Raw genomic sequence first — 16,603 nt, forward strand, 5'->3', positions numbered from 1 at the left:
GGGGCGGATACTGGGGCCCGTGCCCTCCGCCCTGCCCGTCGGTGAGCCCGCACCTGCCGACGGGGCCCTCCCGGACGCGGCGCTGGCCGGACTCGGGCGGCGACCGCTGGGCTTCTACGTGCACGTGCCCTTCTGCACGGTGCGCTGCGGCTACTGCGACTTCAACACCTACACGGCCGCCGAGCTGGGGGACCAGCCCGGGGCGTCGCGCACGACGTACGCCGAGGCGGCCATCGCCGAGGTGCGGCTCGCACGCCGGGTGCTGGGCGACGTCGACGTGCCGGTCTCGACGATCTTCGTCGGCGGCGGCACGCCCACGCTGCTCGCCCCGGGGGACCTCGGCGCGGTCGTGGCGGCGGTGGCCGCCGAGTTCGGGCTGACCGACGACGCCGAGGTCACCACCGAGGCGAACCCCGACAGCGTCGCGGTGTGGGACCTCGCCGCGCTGCGCGAGATGGGCTTCACCCGGGTCTCCTTCGGGATGCAGTCGGCGGTGCCCCGCGTGCTGGCGACCCTCGACCGCACCCACGACCCGCTGCGGGTGCCGGCGGTGGTGGGCTGGGCGCGGGAGGCGGGCTTCGACCAGGTCAGCCTCGACCTGATCTACGGCACGCCCGGGGAGTCGCTCGACGACTGGCGGCTGTCGGTCGAGGCGGCGCTGGCGTGCCACCCCGACCACGTCTCGGCGTACGCCCTGATCGTCGAGGAGGGCACGGCGCTGGCCCGCCGGGTGGCCCGCGGCGAGGTGCCGGCCCCCGACGACGACGACCTGGCGGACAAGTACCAGCTCGTCGACGAGGTGCTCGGCGGGGTCGGGCTGGAGTGGTACGAGGTGTCGAACTGGTCGCGCCCGGGCGGGGAGTGTCGGCACAACGTCGGCTACTGGCACGGGGACGACTGGTGGGGCGTCGGCCCCGGCGCGCACTCGCACGTCGGCGGCGTGCGCTGGTGGAACGTCAAGCACCCCGCGGCGTACGCCGACCGGATCGCCGCCGGGGTGAGCCCGGCCCACGGCCGCGAGGTGCTGGACGCGTCGACGCGGCGCGTGGAGCGGGTGCTGCTGGAGCTGCGGCTGCGCGAGGGCCTGCCCCGCGAGGTGCTCGACGAGGCCGGGAACGCCGCAGTCCCCGGCCTGGTCGACCGGGGACTGCTGGAGGTGGTGCGGGGCCCCGAGGGCGAGGAGCGTCTCGTGCTCACGCCCGCCGGGCGGTTGCTCGCGGACCTCGCGGTCCGCGAGCTGCTCGCCTGAGCCGTGGGCTCAGGAGACCATCCGGATCGTGGCCGGGTAGCGGTACATCTCGCCGCCGGAGGACTTCACCGAGCCGATGATCGTGAACACGAGCCACCAGATGCCGACGAGCGGCAGCAGGACGAACCCGATCAGCACGAAGAGCAGCACGAACGAGACCAGGCCGGCGATCGCCATGGTGATCTGGAAGTTCAGCGACTCGACCGCCTGCGCCCTGACGTAGGGCGACTCGTTGCCCTTGACCAGCAGCACGATCAGCGGTCCGAGGAAGGCCAGGCCGACCAGCGAGGCGACCAGGGCGCTCCAGTGGGCGGCGCCGCCCCAGGTCTTCTCGTCGGGGGTCATCATGCCGGGCTGTCCGGCCCACTGCTGGGGAGCGGCGGGCTGGGCGTAGGCCGGGGGCTGCTCGCCGTACACGGGCGGCTGCTCGCCGTACGCCGGCGGCGGCGGTGCGAAGCCCGGGGCAGGAGCCTCGGCGACGGGCTCGCCGGGGGCCGCAGGGGGTTCGCTGGGAGGGGGAGGGGGCGGTGGTGCCGCACCCTCGGCCGGCGGGGTCACCGGCGTGGTCGGCTCGTCGCCGGAGGACGACGACGGCGGCGGAGGGGGAGGAGGTGTCTCGCTCATGGCTCAACCCTAGGCCTCGGCCACCCCGCGCGGCACCGGCAAAGGGCCCGAGTCGTCCCCGAGTCTTCCCCGAGCGCTCCCGGAGGCGGGCCGGTCACTCCGACGGGGCGGTCACGAAGTCGATCAGCTCCTCGACGCGGCCCAGCAGGGCCGGCTCGAGGTCGTGGTAGCTCGAGACCCGGCCCAGGATCTGCCGCCACGCGCGGGCGATGTCGGCCTGCTCGGCGTGCGGCCAGCCGAGGTGGTCGCACACGCCCTTCTTCCACTCGACGTCGCGGGGCACCTCGGGCCAGGCGGTGAGGCCGAGGCGCTCGGGCTTGACCGCCGCCCAGACGTCGACGTACGGGTGCCCCACCACGAGCACGTGCGCCCCGAGGGGCGAGCGGGCGATGCCGTCGGCGATCCGGCTCTCCTTCGAGCCGGCGACGAGGTGGTCGACCAGGACGCCGACCCGCCGCTCGGGGCCGGGGCCGAAGGCGCGCAGGTGGTCGGCCAGGTCGTCGACGCCGCCGAGGTGCTCGACCACCACGCCCTCGAGGCGCAGGTCGTCGCCCCACACCTTCTCGACCAGCTCGGCGTCGTGCCGGCCCTCGACGTAGATCCGGCTCTCGCGGGCCACCCGGGCGCGCGCCCCGTGGACGGCCACCGAGCCGGACGCCGTGCGGGTCGGCCGGGCCGGGGCCGCGCCCAGCCGGGGCGCGGTCAGGATCACCGGCCGGCCCTCGAGCAGGAAGCCCGGGCCGAGCGGGAAGGTGCGGCGCTTGTGGCGGCGGTCCTCGAGCGTGAGCGTGTGCAGGTCGCGGTCGACGGCGACGATCTCGCCGCAGAAGTCGGTGGTGACCTCCTCGACGACGGCCCCGAGCTCCGCGGGGGCCTCGACCGCGCGGCCGCGCTTCGGCGCGCGCCAGTCGGTGGCGAGGACGTCGTGGGCGTAGCGGTCCCGTGAGGTCACCGGCCAACGCTAGGGAGCCGGTGGCCCCGGTGCACGGCGACCCGCCGTAGGTCAGCCGGCGGTGTGGTCAGCGCCGTCAGGCTCGTGACGGTCCTCCCGGTCGCCCTGCTGGTCGCCCTGCTCGGCCGGCCGGCCGCCGAGGACGTCGAGCTCCTCGGGGTCGAGGGCGTCGTCCGGCAGCGGTTGCGCGAGCGGGTTGTCGTCGGTGGGCTGGAGGTCCTCGGGCAGCTGGTCGTCGCTGATCCCCTGCTCGGACTGCTCGTCGGCGGATGAGGTGCTCATGCGGCAGTCGTACCCCGCGCCGCACCGGGGCACGCCGCCTCAGATCAGCGGCAGGCGCTTCTGGCTGCGGGGGAGGTGCTCGTACCCGCGCCGGACGGCGTGCATCAGGTACCTCGGCTCCCACGGCCACTCGCCGGCCTCGAGGGCCTCGTCGACCGGGACGCCGCGGTTGGCGAGGTCGCGGATGGTCTCGGCGATGATCCCGAGCTCGTTGCGCTGGTCCTCGACGAACTCGCGGTCGACGGGTGCCCCGTGACCGGGGACCACGACCGAGGCCGGCGTGAGCAGGCCGAGGACGATGTCGAGCGTGAGCGGCCAGTCCATCGGCCAGGCGTCGCTGTTGATCGAGGGGTGGGCCGACTCCTCGACCAGGTCGCCGCCCAGCAGGACGTCGACGTCGGGGACGCGCAGGACGAGGTCGCCGCTGGTGTGGCCGCGGCCGGGGTGGACCAGCTCCACGGCCCGGTCGCCGAGGTCCAGGGCGATCGCGGAGGAGAAGGTGTGGTCGGGCGGGACGATCTGCGTGGCGAGGACGTCGTCGCGGTGCGGGTCGTCGGGGTCGTCGGCATACCGCTGCTTGACCTCGCCGCCCCAGTCGGACAGCTCGGTGAGGGCGTTCTCATGGGCGTGGATCGGGATGCCGGGCCAGGCCTCGCGGACCGTGTGGTTGCCGAAGGTGTGGTCGAAGTGCCAGTGGGTGTTCACCACCCCGACCACCTCGCCGGCGCCGAGGCGGCGTACGTCGTCGACGACCTCGCGGGCCGCACCCGCCGAGCCGTGCGTGTCGACCATGAGCAGGCCGCGCTCGCCGCCGACCAGTGTGATGTTGACGTCGAACCACGGGTAGCGCGCCACCCAGACGCGCTCGGCCACCTCGGTGAAGTCGGGCATGGGCCCGACCCTAGTACGATTGGCACTCAGTCCGACCGAGTGCCAGCCTGTCCGTGCCCCCGCAGCCGGCAGCCGTCGATCGAGGAGGTGCGCGTGGGTCACGAGGACCGTCGCCTCGCGGTGCTCCGCGCGATCGTGGAGGACTACGTGGCCACCGAGGAGCCGGTCGGCTCCAAGGCACTGGTCGAGCGGCACGGACTGGGCGTCTCGCCGGCCACGGTGCGCAACGACATGGCCGCCCTCGAGGAGGAGGGCTACATCACCCAGCCGCACACCAGTGCCGGCCGGGTGCCCACAGACAAGGGCTACCGGCTCTTCGTCGACCGGCTGACCACGGTCAAGCCGATGAGCTCGGCCGAGCGCCGCGCGATCGCCACGATCCTCGACGGCGCCGTCGACCTCGACGACGTGGTGCAGCGCTCGGTGCGCCTGCTCTCGCAGCTGACCCGGCAGGTCGCCGTGGTGCAGTACCCGACGCTCTCGCGCTCCACCGTGCGCCACGTCGAGCTGGTGGCGCTGGCCCCCAACCGGCTGCTCGTCGTGCTGATCCTCAGCACCGGTCGGGTCGAGCAGCGGCTCGTGGAGCTCGCTGCCGACCTCTCCGACGACGACCTGGCCGACCTGCGCTCGAAGGTGATGCACGCCTCGGTCGGCTCGACCATCGCCGCGGCCGCGGCCGCGCTGCGGGGCCTGGTGCCCGAGCGCGAGGGGGACGACGTGGCCCTGGTCGTCGACGCGCTGGTCGACGCGCTGTCCGACCACCGCTCCGACGAGCGGGTGGCGGTGGGCGGCGCGGCCAACCTGGCGCGCTACGGCGAGCACTTCGACACCGCGGTCCGCCCGCTGCTCGAGGCGCTCGAGGAGCACGTGGTGCTGCTCAAGCTGCTCGGGGAGGCGCACACCGGTGGCACGGTGACCGTGCGGATCGGGCACGAGGGCCCCTACCAGCAGCTGTCGGCGACCAGCGTGATCGCGACGGGGTACGGACCCGGCGAGGAGGCGGTCGCCACCCTGGGCGTGGTGGGACCGACGAGGATGGACTACCCCGGCTCGATGGCCGCGGTCCGGGCGGTGGCGCGCTACGTGTCCCGGATCCTCGACGAGAGCTGACCGGCCACCGGCTGGACCCCACGACAGACGACACGGACGACGACGAAGGACGCAAGCGTGAGCCAGGACCTGTACGACCTCTTGGGCGTGTCCCGCGACGCGGACGCCGACGCGATCAAGAAGGCCTACCGGAGGCTGGCGCGCCAGTACCACCCCGACGTCAATCCCGAGCCCTCGGCGCAGGAGAAGTTCAAGGAGGTCTCGCGCGCCTACGAGGTGCTCTCCGACCCGCAGAAGCGCGCGGCGTACGACCGCGGCGGGGACCCGTTCTCGGGCGGCATGGGGGCGGGTGGCTTCGGCCAGGGCGCCGGCTTCTCCTTCACCGACATCATGGACGCGTTCTTCGGCGGCGCCGGGGGACCGACGGCCGGCGGACGCGGTCCGCGGCCCCGCGTGCGGCGCGGCCAGGACGCGCTGATCCAGGTCGAGATCACCCTCGCGGACGCGGCGTTCGGCGCGACCCGCGAGCTCAAGGTCGACACCGCGGTGCTGTGCACGACCTGCCACGGCGCCGGGACCGCGCCGGGCAGCCAGCCGATCACCTGCGAGACCTGCCGCGGCGCCGGCGAGGTGGCGCACGTGCAGCGGTCGTTCCTCGGCGAGGTGCGGACCCTCCGGCCGTGCGCGGCCTGCCGCGGCTTCGGCACGATCATCCCCGACCCCTGCCGCGAGTGCTCCGGCGACGGGCGGGTGCGCTCGCGCCGCACGCTGACCGTGAAGATCCCCGCGGGCGTCGACACCGGCACGCGGGTGCAGCTCAGCGAGCAGGGCGAGGTCGGGCCGGGCGGCGGCCCGGCAGGTGACCTCTACGTCGAGATCCGCGTCGCCCCGCACCCGACCTTCACCCGGCACGGCAACGACCTGCACTGCACGGTGACGGTGCCGATGACCGCGGCGGCGCTCGGCACCACGCTGACCCTGCCCACCCTCGAGGCAGACGTCGAGCAGGGCGCGGACTCCGGGGTCGAGACGTCGGTCGAGCTCGAGGTGCGCCCGGGTACGCAGTCGGGCACCGAGCAGGTGATGCGCGGGCGCGGGGTCCCCGGTCTGCGCGGCGGCCGGGGTGACCTCGTGGTCAACGTCGTCGTCGAGACGCCGACCCGGCTCGACCCGCGGCAGGAGGAGCTGCTCCAGGAGCTCGCGGCGCTCCGCGGCGAGGAGCAGCCGACCGGTCAGGTGCGACCGGGCTCCAAGTCGGTCTTCGGCCGGCTCCGCGACGCCTTCAACACGCACTGACGCCGTGTCGCTCCCGGTGCACCTCGTGCCGACGCTCGACGGCGTCGGGGTCGGTGACGAGGTCGTGGTCGAGGGCGACGAGGCACACCACGCCGTGGCCGTACGGCGGCTGCGCACCGGCGAGCGGGTCGTGCTCACCGACGGCCGTGGCGGGTCGGTCACCGCCGAGGTCGCCACGACCGGGAAGCGGGTCTTCACGGCCCTCGTGGCAGACGTCGCCACTGCCGCGCGGCCGGCGCCCGAGCTGGTCGTGGTGCAGGCGCTGCCCAAGGGTGACCGGGGCGAGCTCGCCGTCGAGGTGCTCACCGAGGTCGGCACGGCCGTGGTGGTGCCGTGGGCGGCCGCCCGCTGCGTCGCGGTGTGGAAGGGGGAGCGCGCCACGAAGTCGCTCGCCCGCTGGCGGGCGACCGCCCGCGAGGCCGCCAAGCAGGCCCGGCGGGCGTGGTTCCCCGAAGTGGCCGGGCTGGCCTCGACCGCCGAGGTCGCGGCACTCGTCGCCGGCGCCGACCTCGCGGTCGTGCTGCACGAGGAGGCATCGGAGCCGCTGGCGGCGGTACCGGTGCCCGCGGAGGGCCGCATCGTGGTCGTCGTCGGACCCGAGGGCGGCCTCACCGACGACGAGGTCGCGACCCTGACCGCGGCCGGCGGGCGCGCCGTACACCTGGGGCCGGAGGTGCTCCGCACCTCCACCGCCGGCGTGGTCGCCGCCGCGGCCCTGCTCGCCCGCACCCCCCGCTGGTCCTGACCCGCCGAACCGTCACTCAGATCGGTCGAGCCGTCACTCAGATCGGTCGAACCGTCACTCAGATCGGTCGAACCGTCAGTTCGTGCGCCGCACGACATCATTGCGACATCAGAATGGTGTCATTATGGTGTCATTCATGACATCACCTGTCGCGGCACCCGGGCCCCGCACCCACACCGTCCGCGGGCTCCTGCGCACCCACCGCGACCTGCGCCTGCTGCTGGCCGCCGGGCTGGTCTCGATGACGGGTGACTGGGTGCTCTCGGTCGGCCTCGTCTACACGGTCTACGCCGTGACCGGCTCGACGCTCGCCTCCGCAGGCGCGCTGATCGCGGCGTTCGTGCCGCAGGTCGTGACGGGCCTGGTCGCCGGCGTGTACGTCGACCGCTGGTCGCGGGCGCAGACCATGGTGGTCGGCAACCTGCTGCTCGCCGTCGCGCTGCTGCCGCTCCTGCTCGTGACCGACGCGGCCGACGTGTGGATCGTCTACGCGGTCCTGGCCGCCACCGCCGTCGTCGAGGTGTTCGTCGCGACCGCGGACTCCGCGATGCTGCCCCTCCTCGTCGAGGAGCCCGGTCGCCTCGCCGCCAACGCCCTCAACGGCCAGGTCGGCCAGGTGGCACGCCTGGTCGGCGCAGCCCTGGGCGGCGTCGTGGCCGCAGTGTGGGGCCTCGGGGGCGTGGTCGCGGTCGACGGAGCGACGTTCCTCGTCGCCGCCGTCCTCGTACGCCTGATCCGCACCCCGACCCGCGTGGCCGCCGAACCGGGCGCGACCGAGGTCTCGGGGCGGCTCGGTGCCGTCGTGCAGGAGTGGCTCGACGGCGCACGTACGGTCTCGCGGTCGCGGGCCCTGGTGGTGGTGCTCGTGTTCACGCTCATCACCTCGGTCGGCGAGGGGATCATGGGCACCCTGTTCGCGCCGTTCGTCAGGGACGTCCTCGACGGCAGCGCCGCCACCTACGGCACCGTCAGTTCCGCCCAGGCCGTCGGGGGCATCCTCGGCGGGCTGGCGGTCGCCACGGTGGGTGCCAGGTGGAGCCCGCGGCTGTTGTTCGGTGGAGGTGCGGTGCTCTTCGGGGCCGTCGACCTCGCGATCTTCCTCTACCCGACGCTGTACGTCGTGGCGTGGCCCGCGGTCGTCGGCATGGTGCTGGTCGGTCTCCCCGGAGCCGCGGTCGTGGCCTCCCGCGCCACGGTCATGCAGCACCACAGCACCGACGCCCAGCGCGGCCGCATCTTCGCCCTGCTCTTCGGCGTCGGCGCTCTCGCGCTGGCGGTCGGCGCGGTGTCGGCCGGCTTCCTGGGCGAGTCGATCGGCATCATCCCGGTGCTCGCCTGCCAAGGCGTCGGCTACGTGCTGGCGGGCCTGGTGGTGCTCGCGCTGCTGCGTGACGACCCTGAGTGACGGCTCGACGGATCTGAGTGACGGTTCGACCCGCCACAAGTGACGGTTCGGCCCCCGGGGACACCGAGGTCCGCGCCGAGAGCCGGGTCACCCGATCGTGACGTCCTTGGAGTCCTCGGTCGGGCCGCCGCCCTCGCCGCCGGACGGGTCGTCGGTCATCGCGACGAACGTGTAGTCACCCGCCGGCAGCTTCGAGACGTTGATCTTCGTGCGCCACGGGTAGAGCTTGTTGCCCCAGCCCTCGGCCGTCGTGAAGCCGCGCTTGACCACGGCGCCGCTGCCGTCGCGGATCTCCCACGGCACGTTGGCCTCGAAGGAGTTGGCCACGCCGCTCGCCACGAGCGGCGACCCGACGGTCGCGCCCTGCTCGGGCGTGGTCACGTTGACGAAGGCGAGCACGCCGTCCGGCCCGGCGTTGCGCAGACCGCCGGCGGTGTCGATGCCGAACAGCGGCACCGGCTCGCCGCCCGCCTCGACGCGCACCGGCAGCCGCGACTGCGCGACCCCCTGCACGGTGTAGACGAGCTGCTGCGCGGCCAGCCTCGCCTCGCGCCGCGACATCCCCGCGGCCCGGGTGCTCCAGCCGTCGTCGGCGACCTCGACCACGATCGCGCCCGGCTCCTCGGTGACGGAGGCGAACGACCCTCCCGGGAACAGCGTGCCGTAGTCGGGGTCGAGGGCGTCGCCGGCCGTCATCGCGTCGGCGGCGGCGAGCAGCGGGTCGTCACCGGAGACCCGCTGGAACTCGCGGAACAGCCGCTTGCCCTGCGGCGTCGAGCCGACGAAGTAGACGGGCACGGTGACCTGGCCCGGGCCGCTGGACGCCAGACCGGGCGCCGAGGTCACCGTCGAGGGCGCCGGGGCGACGCCCTCCTGGGTCTCCTCGGTGGGAACGTTGTTCGAGGACCGGCTCGCCTGCTGGCGTCCGGTCTCGGTGCCGCTGGAGGTCGGCTCGGCGTCGTCGCCGCACCCGGCCAGGGTCGCCAGGGCCAGGGCGAGCACGACGGCGGTCGGTCGGATCCTCATCGTGGTCCTCGTCTGTCGGGGCCGGAGGATCACTCGATCGTGATCACCCGGTCGTCGGTGTAGGAATTGCCCTCACCAGAAGGGTCGTCGGTCCACACCATGAACGTGTAGCGACCCGCCGGTACACCCGTGAGATCTACCTCCCCGGAGAACGGGTAGAACCCGTCGCCACCCTCGGCGGTGACGTTGCCCTGATCGATGATCTCCATGCCCTCGTAGCGCTGCAGGCGCCAGGTCACGTTGCCCTCGAACGACGCCGCCTCGCCAGCGAATTCCAAGGTGTCCCCGGTGGGGTACGTCTGGCCCTCGGACGGTTCGTCGAGGAGCACCTGCGAGAGCACGTCGAGGTCCGGTGACCGGTCGAACGAGCGGACGCCGCTGTGCTCGGGATCGAGGTCGGCCGCGACGCCGAGCACGGTGTCCATCGGTGAGCTGGAGCCGGGCGCGTAGAACTCGACCCGGCCGCGGCCGTAGGCGTCCTGCAGCGACCGGACGACTGCCTCGACCGCGAGGGACGACTCGGTCGCGCTCATCCCGGCGGGGCGTGCCGCGAGCGCCGCATCGCTCAGCGTCACGGAGAAGAACCCGTCGGCGCCGGCACCGTCGAACGACGCGTCCTCGAACGCCGCCGCCGGCCACAGGGTGCGGTAGTCGGGGTCGGCCGGTGCCTCCGACAGGCGCTCGACCAGTCCGGCCATGTCGCCCTGCCGCACCGGCAGCGTCTCCCGGTAGAGCCGCGGCCCGGCCGGGGTGTCTCCCACGTAGTAGACGGCCGCCGGCTCCAGCACCACGGCGCCGCTGTCGATGTCGGTGGGCGACTCCGCCGAGGATGCGGGCTTGGACGCCGGCGCGCTCGGCGACACCAGGGGAGTCGGCCCGGCGGTCGGTGCGGTGTCGTGGCCGAGCACGGCGACCGCGACGACCGTGGCCGCGGCCACTACTCCCGCGGTCAGGGTCGGGACCACCCAGCGCCGGCGCGCCGGCGTCCGCGTCCGGGCGCGCAGGCCCGCGAGTACGTCGCCGGGCTCCACGTCGGCGACGGCGTCGACGACGAGCGTGGCGAGGGCGTCGTCGGTGTCCCAGCGGTCGTCCGGGGTGGTCATGAGCGGTCCTCCAGGTAGGCGGCCAGCGCGATCCGCAGGGCGGCGGACCCGCGCGAGGCGTGGCTCTTCACGGCGCCCCGGCTGATGCCGAGCGCCTCGGCGATCTCGGCCTCGGAGAGCTCGAGGTAGTAGCGCAGCGACAGCACCTCGCGCTGCCGCTCGGGGAGGGTGCGCAGGGCGTCGAGCACGGCGCCGCGCCGGTCGGCGGCCAGGCTGGCCTCGTCGGCGCCCGGTGCGTCGGACGACCGGGCCTGGCGGGCGGCGTGGCGCTCGACCACCCCGCGGTGGCGCAGCGCCGAGCGGGAGCGGTTGACCACGGCCTGGCGCAGGTAGGCCAGCGCCTTGTCCGGGTCGCGCAGCCGGCCCCAGCGGCCGTGGACGGCGACGAACGCGTCCTGCACGACCTCCTCGGCGGTCGACTGGTCGCGCACGAGCAGCACCGAGAGCCGGACGAGCGAGCGCCAGTGCGCGGCGTACAGCTGCTCCAGCGCCGTGTCCGCGTCCCACCCGGACGGTGGCGTCGGACTCACCGACGGTCCCTCCGGGGTCGCGGTCGCATGGGTGATCACGCTAGTGCGACGCGCAGGTCACCCGACCGGTTGACACGACGGCCGACGCCGCAGGCCGTTGGGCCGCCCGTGTGCGAGGCTGGCCGCATGAGCGAGCCGGACTGCCTGTTCTGCAAGATCGTCGCCGGGGAGATCCCCGCCGAGGTCGTGGTCGAGACCGACCGCGCGGTCGCCTTCCGCGACATCGAGCCCCAGGCGCCGACGCACGTGCTCGTCGTCCCGCGCGACCACCACCGGGACGCCGCCACGCTGGCGACCGCCGATCCCGCCGTCGCTGCGCACCTCGTCGAGGTCGCGGCGCAGGTGGTGCGGCAGGACGGGCACGAGGACTACCGGCTCGTCTTCAACACCGGGCCGGACGCCGGTCAGACCGTCTTCCACGCGCACCTGCACGTGCTGGCGGGGCGCTCGTTCACCTGGCCCCCGGGCTGAGGACCGGCTCAGCGGCTGGCGTGCACGACGTTCTCGATCGTGAAGAACGCCGGCATCCCCACCAGGACGATCAGGATCAGCCACGCCACCACGACGTGCCCGGGCCGCGACGGGTCGAGCGTCGAGACCAGCTCGATCCAGGCGCCTTCCTCGGTGTTGCGGGTCAGGCCCATCCGGCGGAGGTCCTCCGGCATCTCCGGCGGAGTCCAGAGTGACGAGGGCAGCTCGTGGTGGCCCGGGTCTCCCGACGGGTCCAGACGACGCTCGCTCATCGTGCTCCTCCTGGGGTCAGGGTAACCGCCTGCGTGAGACCATCGACCCATGTCGAAGCGAGGGTCGCGGACCCGGGCCGCCGCCCTGTCGCTGGTGGCCGTCGCCGCCCTCGTGCTCAGCGCCTGCGGGCCCGACGAGGACGAGACGCCCGACGCCGCGGCACCTTCCAGCGCCGGATCGACGACAGCCGACCCGCATGCCGGCCAGACCTCGCACAGCGACGACCACGCCGGCGTCGAGCCGGTGAAGCCCAAGCCGCTGCGCCCCGGCGAGACGCGGATGAAGCTCACGATGCCGACGGAGTACACGCCGTCCGCCCCGACCGGCGTCGGCACCGACGACTACCGCTGCTTCCTGCTCGACCCCCAGCTGGACAAGGACACCTACCTGACCGGCACGCACGTGCTGCCGGGCAACCCCGACGTCGTGCACCACGTGATCCTCTTCCGCGTGCCGCCCGACCAGGTCGCCGAGGCGAAGAAGGTCGACGCCGAGGAGGAGGGCGAGGGCTGGACGTGCTTCGGCGGGACCGGCCTCGACGACTTCCAGCAGATCGACGACGCGCCGTGGCTGGGCGCCTGGGCGCCGGGTGGCAAGGAGTCGGTCATGCAGCCCGGCTTCGGCGTGGAGCTGGCCAAGGGCACCCAGATCGTGATGCAGGTCCACTACAACCTGCTCGCGGGCGACGAGCCCGACCGCTCCTCGGCGCTGCTGCGGCTCGGACCTCCGGGACAGCAGCTGACCCCGGTGGACACGATGCTGCTCCCGGCTCCGGTGGAGCTGCCGTGCCGGCCCGGCCACGACCAGTCCGAGCTGTGCGACCGCGACGCGGCGGTGGCCGACGTCAAGGAGCGCTTCGGGATCGGGCCGGGCTCCACCGCCGACATGCTGCACCTGCTCTGCGGCACCGAGGTCGAGCCCGGCAACGTGCAGTCGTGCACGCGCACCGTCTACCAGCCCACGACGATCCGGGGCGTGGCCGGTCACATGCACCTGCTCGGCCGCTCCATCAGGATCGAGGTCAACCCCGGCACCGACCGGGCGCAGACGGTGCTGGACATCCCCGTCTGGGACTTCGACAACCAGGGCGCCCAGCCGATCAAGCCGGTGCACCTCGACCCCATGGACACCGTGAAGGTCACCTGCAAGCACGTGCAGTGGCTGCGCGACGAGCTGCCGTCGTTCCAGGGCCAGGAGGAGCGGTACGTCGTGTGGGGCGAGGGCACGACCGACGAGATGTGCCTGGGCATCCTGCAGGTCACCCACCCCTGAGAAGGCGCCCCTGGCCTCGACAGGCTCGACCGACGTGGGTGCCTTACCCGGTGGGCTGCCGCGTCGCGCCCCAGTAGCATGGAGGGGCTCCAGATCCCGACCGGAAGGGCCGCCCACCCGGGCCTCATGACCGACACGCAGCAGAACCACCCCAGCAGCCCCGACGCGAACCGCACCCGCCACACCGTGGTGGTCCCCAACAGCATCAACATGGTGAGCCTGCTCGGCCCGGGCGACGAGCACCTGGCGCTGATCGAGGACTCCTTCGACGCCGACGTCCACGTGCGCGGCAACCGGATCACCCTGCACGGGGAGCCGCACGAGGTGGCCCTCGCCGAGAGGCTGCTCGACGAGCTGGTCACGATCATCCGCACCGGCCAGGGCGTCACGCCCGAGACCGTCGAGCGGGTGCTCTCGATGCTCCGCGCGGAGACCACCGAACGCCCGGCCGACGTGCTCTCGCTCAACATCCTGTCCAACCGCGGGCGCTCGATCCGGCCCAAGACCCTCAACCAGAAGCGCTACGTCGACTCGATCGACAAGCACACGATCACCTTCGGCATCGGTCCCGCCGGCACCGGCAAGACCTACCTCGCGATGGCCAAGGCCGTGCAGGCGCTGCAGTCGAAGAACGTCAACCGGATCATCCTCACCCGCCCGGCCGTCGAGGCCGGCGAGCACCTCGGCTTCCTGCCGGGCACGCTCAGCGAGAAGATCGACCCCTACCTGCGGCCGCTCTACGACGCGCTGCACGACATGATCGACCCCGAGACGATCCCCAAGCTGCTGGCGGCCGGCACCATCGAGGTCGCGCCGCTCGCCTACATGCGCGGGCGCACGCTCAACGACAGCTTCATCATCCTCGACGAGGCGCAGAACACCTCGCCCGAGCAGATGAAGATGTTCCTCACCCGCCTCGGCTTCGGCTCCAAGATCGTGGTCACCGGCGACGTGACGCAGGTCGACCTGCCCGGCGGCACCCGGTCGGGTCTGCGGATCATCCAGGGCATCCTCGACGGGGTCGAGGACATCTCGTTCAACCTGCTGACCAGCCACGACGTCGTGCGGCACCGGCTCGTCGGCCGCATCGTCGCGGCGTACGACGAGTTCGACGCGCGCGGGGCCAAGGGGTCGGGCGAGGTCGTCGAGCACGCCCCGCGCGGCGGCGGCAAGAACCGGTGACCGCCGGTGACGACGACGCAGCGGGCGGTGACCCGACCGTGAGCATCGAGGTGCTCGACGAGTCGGGCGAGGCCGTCGACGTGCAGCGGCTGGCGAGCCTGAGCCGGTTCGTGCTCGACCGGATGCGTGTGCACCCGATGGCCGAGCTGTGCCTCAAGGCGGTCGACGAGGCCACCATGGCCGCGCTCAACGGCCAGTGGATGGGCAAGGACGGCCCGACCGACGTGCTGGCCTTCCCGATGGACGAGCTGCGCCCCGGGCTCGTCGACGAGGAGCCCGAGGAGGGCGTGCTGGGCGACCTGGTGCTCTGCCCGGCCGTCGCTGCGCGGCAGGGCGAGGCGGCCGGCCACGGCACCGGGGCCGAGCTCGAGCTGCTGACCGTGCACGGCATCCTGCACCTGCTCGGCTACGACCACGCCGAGCCGGAGGAGCACCGGGAGATGTTCGGCCTCCAGGACGAGCTGCTCGCCGCCTGGCGGGCATGATCCCGACCGGGTGTGACCGCCGTGGTGGCCGATGAGCTCCAGTGACGTGTGGCTGGTGGTGCTGGCCGCCGCCCTCGTGGTGCTCGCCGGCCTGTTCTCGGCCGCCGACGCCGCGCTCGCGTCGTTCTCGCGCGCCCGCGCCGAGGAGCTCGCCGCGGAGGGAAGAGCGGGCGCGAGCCGGCTGCTGGTGCTGCTCGACGACCTGCCCCGCTACCTCAACACGGCCCTCCTGCTGCGGCTGCTCTGCGAGATCGCCGCGACGGTGCTGGTCACCCAGCTGGTCCGCAACGCCTGGGGCGGCGCCTTCTGGCAGACGGCGCTGACCTCGATCGCGATCATGCTGGTCGTCTCGTTCGTGGTGATCGGCGTGGCGCCGCGCACGCTCGGACGCCAGCACAGCGAGCGGATCGCCCTGCTCTCCGCCGTACCGCTGGACCTCGTGACCCGCGTGCTCGGCCCGATCCCGAAGCTGCTGATCCTGGTCGGCAACGCGATCACCCCGGGCCGCGGCTTCCGCGAGGGGCCGTTCAACACCGAGACCGAGCTGCGCGAGCTCGTCGACCTCGCCGAGGCGTCGTCGGTCATCGAGGCGGGTGAGCGACGGATGATCCACTCGGTCTTCGAGCTCGGCGACACGATCGCGCGCGAGGTGATGGTGCCGCGCAACGACGTCGTCTACATCGAGCGCTACAAGAACCTGCGGCAGACCATGTCGCTCTTCCTGCGCAGCGGCTACTCGCGGGTGCCGGTGATCGGCGAGAACCTCGACGACGTCCTCGGCTTCGCGTACCTCAAGGACCTCGTGCGGCGCGACTTCGAGGCGCCCGACGTGGAGTTCACCCAGCGGGTCGAGGAGGTCATGCGCCCGGCCCACTTCGTGCCGGAGTCGAAGCCGGTCGACGCGCTCCTCGCCGAGATGCAGGCGATGCGCCAGCACATCGCCGTCGTCGTGGACGAGTACGGCGGCACCGCCGGCCTGGTCACGATCGAGGACGTGCTGGAGGAGATCGTCGGCGAGATCACCGACGAGTACGACGAGGAGGAGGTCGACGTCGAGGTGCTGCCCTCCGGAGCGGCCCGCGTGTCGTCGCGCTACCCGATCGACGACCTCGACGAGATCTTCGGCTTCGACGTGGTCGAGGACGACGTCGACAGCGTCGGCGGCCTGATGGCCAAGCACCTCGGTCGCGTGCCGATCCCCGGCTCGCACGTCGAGGCCCACGGACTGCGATTCGAGGCCGAGGAGGCCTCGGGCCGCCGCAACAAGGTCGGGACCGTGCTGATCAGCCGGGTGCCCGAGCCCACGGAGACAGGAGCCGACGATGAGTGAGTCCCTCCCGGCCGAGGACGCCAAGCTGGTCACCCTGGCCCGCGCCACCCGCGCCCGGGCCGGTGCGGCCGAGGGTGCGGCGATCCGCGACGCCGACGGCCGGACCTACGCCGCCGCCACCGTGGCGCTCCCGTCGTTCGGCCTGTCCGCCCTCAAGGCGTGCGTGGCGATGGCGGTGGCCTCCGGCTCGCGCGGCCTCGAGGCGGCCGTCGTCCTGACCGCGGCGGAGACCCTGGCCGACGACGACCTCGCCGCGCTGCGCGACCTCGCCGGCGACGCCGCTGCCTCCGTCGTGGTGCACCGCAGCGACCCCCGCGGCACGCTCGCGGAGTCGCGCGAGCTGTGAGGGGTGGGGGCAATTCACGGGTCCGCCCGGGGCGGATTCGGGCGGTCAGCGCAACAGGAGGTCTTCGATGACCTCTGAGGGCTTAGCGTAG

General features: G+C 73.3%; 19 protein-coding genes. 11 read left to right on the top strand and 8 right to left on the bottom strand.

Annotated features, from left to right (window positions below; translation table 11 throughout):
• Positions 1-19: 19 nt before the first annotated feature.
• Positions 20-1,249, top strand: coding sequence for a radical SAM family heme chaperone HemW (gene hemW / locus ACFPGP_RS17610; protein WP_378592112.1), 1,230 nt, complete (start codon positions 20-22; stop codon positions 1,247-1,249).
• Between the two features lie 9 nt (positions 1,250-1,258).
• On the opposite strand, the gene ACFPGP_RS17615 is transcribed toward hemW, so the two are convergent.
• The 4 genes from ACFPGP_RS17615 to ACFPGP_RS17630 all read right to left on the bottom strand — a co-directional run bounded on the left by ACFPGP_RS17615 (position 1,259) and on the right by ACFPGP_RS17630 (position 3,998).
• Complete coding sequence (locus tag ACFPGP_RS17615) at positions 1,259-1,873, bottom strand: DUF4870 domain-containing protein (protein ID WP_378592113.1); 615 nt, start codon at positions 1,871-1,873, stop codon at positions 1,259-1,261.
• 94 nt (positions 1,874-1,967) lie between these two features.
• Positions 1,968-2,825, bottom strand: a complete 858-nt coding sequence (locus ACFPGP_RS17620; RefSeq protein WP_378592114.1) for a DUF3097 domain-containing protein — start codon at positions 2,823-2,825, stop codon at positions 1,968-1,970.
• A 51-nt stretch (positions 2,826-2,876) separates the two neighbouring features.
• The gene (locus tag ACFPGP_RS17625) at positions 2,877-3,107 is read right to left on the bottom strand and encodes a hypothetical protein (RefSeq protein WP_378592115.1); all 231 of its coding nucleotides are present in this window, start codon (positions 3,105-3,107) and stop codon (positions 2,877-2,879) included.
• A 39-nt stretch (positions 3,108-3,146) separates the two neighbouring features.
• Positions 3,147-3,998 (bottom strand): MBL fold metallo-hydrolase, encoded by an 852-nt coding sequence (locus ACFPGP_RS17630; RefSeq protein WP_378592116.1) that lies wholly within the window; start codon positions 3,996-3,998, stop codon positions 3,147-3,149.
• Positions 3,999-4,091: 93 nt separating this feature from the next.
• On the opposite strand from ACFPGP_RS17630, the gene hrcA reads away from it, so the two are divergent.
• From hrcA to ACFPGP_RS17650, 4 genes are all read left to right on the top strand, one after another.
• The gene (gene hrcA / locus ACFPGP_RS17635; RefSeq protein ID WP_378592117.1) at positions 4,092-5,108 is read left to right on the top strand and encodes a heat-inducible transcriptional repressor HrcA; all 1,017 of its coding nucleotides are present in this window, start codon (positions 4,092-4,094) and stop codon (positions 5,106-5,108) included.
• Positions 5,109-5,165: 57 nt separating this feature from the next.
• Positions 5,166-6,344: a molecular chaperone DnaJ gene (gene dnaJ, locus ACFPGP_RS17640; RefSeq protein WP_378592118.1), complete on the top strand. Its 1,179-nt coding sequence runs from the start codon at positions 5,166-5,168 to the stop codon at positions 6,342-6,344.
• Between the two features lie 4 nt (positions 6,345-6,348).
• Positions 6,349-7,089, top strand: a complete 741-nt coding sequence (locus ACFPGP_RS17645) for a 16S rRNA (uracil(1498)-N(3))-methyltransferase (RefSeq protein WP_378592119.1) — start codon at positions 6,349-6,351, stop codon at positions 7,087-7,089.
• Between the two features lie 136 nt (positions 7,090-7,225).
• A complete protein-coding gene (locus ACFPGP_RS17650) occupies positions 7,226-8,494 on the top strand; it encodes an MFS transporter (RefSeq protein ID WP_378592120.1) in 1,269 nt (422 codons plus the stop codon).
• 87 nt (positions 8,495-8,581) lie between these two features.
• On the opposite strand, the gene ACFPGP_RS17655 is transcribed toward ACFPGP_RS17650, so the two are convergent.
• The 3 genes from ACFPGP_RS17655 to ACFPGP_RS17665 are packed head-to-tail and all read right to left on the bottom strand — an operon-like array spanning position 8,582 to position 11,153.
• A complete protein-coding gene (locus ACFPGP_RS17655) occupies positions 8,582-9,520 on the bottom strand; it encodes a Gmad2 immunoglobulin-like domain-containing protein (RefSeq protein WP_378592121.1) in 939 nt (312 codons plus the stop codon).
• Between the two features lie 29 nt (positions 9,521-9,549).
• Positions 9,550-10,623 carry a Gmad2 immunoglobulin-like domain-containing protein gene (locus tag ACFPGP_RS17660; protein WP_378592123.1) on the bottom strand — a complete coding sequence of 358 codons (1,074 nt, stop codon included), beginning with the start codon at positions 10,621-10,623 and terminating at the stop codon, positions 9,550-9,552.
• Entirely contained in the window at positions 10,620-11,153 is a 534-nt protein-coding gene (locus ACFPGP_RS17665) for a SigE family RNA polymerase sigma factor (protein ID WP_378592125.1), read from the bottom strand. Before ACFPGP_RS17665 ends, ACFPGP_RS17660 begins: the two co-directional genes overlap by 4 nt.
• 126 nt (positions 11,154-11,279) lie before the next feature.
• Between ACFPGP_RS17665 and ACFPGP_RS17670 the strand changes: the two genes are divergently transcribed.
• Entirely contained in the window at positions 11,280-11,624 is a 345-nt protein-coding gene (locus ACFPGP_RS17670; protein WP_378592126.1) for a histidine triad nucleotide-binding protein, read from the top strand.
• Between the two features lie 8 nt (positions 11,625-11,632).
• Here ACFPGP_RS17670 and ACFPGP_RS17675 read toward each other — a convergent pair whose 3' ends face one another.
• Positions 11,633-11,896, bottom strand: a complete 264-nt coding sequence (locus ACFPGP_RS17675; RefSeq protein ID WP_378592127.1) for a hypothetical protein — start codon at positions 11,894-11,896, stop codon at positions 11,633-11,635.
• A 49-nt stretch (positions 11,897-11,945) separates the two neighbouring features.
• On the opposite strand from ACFPGP_RS17675, the gene ACFPGP_RS17680 reads away from it, so the two are divergent.
• The 5 genes from ACFPGP_RS17680 (at position 11,946) to ACFPGP_RS17700 (ending at position 16,512) form a co-directional block, all read left to right on the top strand.
• Positions 11,946-13,169, top strand: a complete 1,224-nt coding sequence (locus ACFPGP_RS17680; RefSeq protein ID WP_378592128.1) for a hypothetical protein — start codon at positions 11,946-11,948, stop codon at positions 13,167-13,169.
• Between the two features lie 126 nt (positions 13,170-13,295).
• Entirely contained in the window at positions 13,296-14,351 is a 1,056-nt protein-coding gene (locus ACFPGP_RS17685; protein WP_378592129.1) for a PhoH family protein, read from the top strand.
• Positions 14,352-14,389: 38 nt separating this feature from the next.
• On the top strand, positions 14,390-14,836 hold the full coding sequence (gene ybeY / locus ACFPGP_RS17690) for an rRNA maturation RNase YbeY (RefSeq protein ID WP_378592136.1): 447 nt from the start codon (positions 14,390-14,392) through the stop codon (positions 14,834-14,836).
• Between the two features lie 31 nt (positions 14,837-14,867).
• Positions 14,868-16,166 (top strand): hemolysin family protein, encoded by a 1,299-nt coding sequence (locus ACFPGP_RS17695; RefSeq protein ID WP_378592130.1) that lies wholly within the window; start codon positions 14,868-14,870, stop codon positions 16,164-16,166.
• Positions 16,159-16,512: a cytidine deaminase gene (locus ACFPGP_RS17700; protein WP_378592131.1), complete on the top strand. Its 354-nt coding sequence runs from the start codon at positions 16,159-16,161 to the stop codon at positions 16,510-16,512. Before ACFPGP_RS17695 ends, ACFPGP_RS17700 begins: the two co-directional genes overlap by 8 nt.
• Positions 16,513-16,603: the final 91 nt, after the last annotated feature.

It is taken from the genome of Nocardioides taihuensis, from assembly GCF_042657275.1.
Classification (GTDB): domain Bacteria; phylum Actinomycetota; class Actinomycetes; order Propionibacteriales; family Nocardioidaceae; genus Nocardioides; species Nocardioides taihuensis.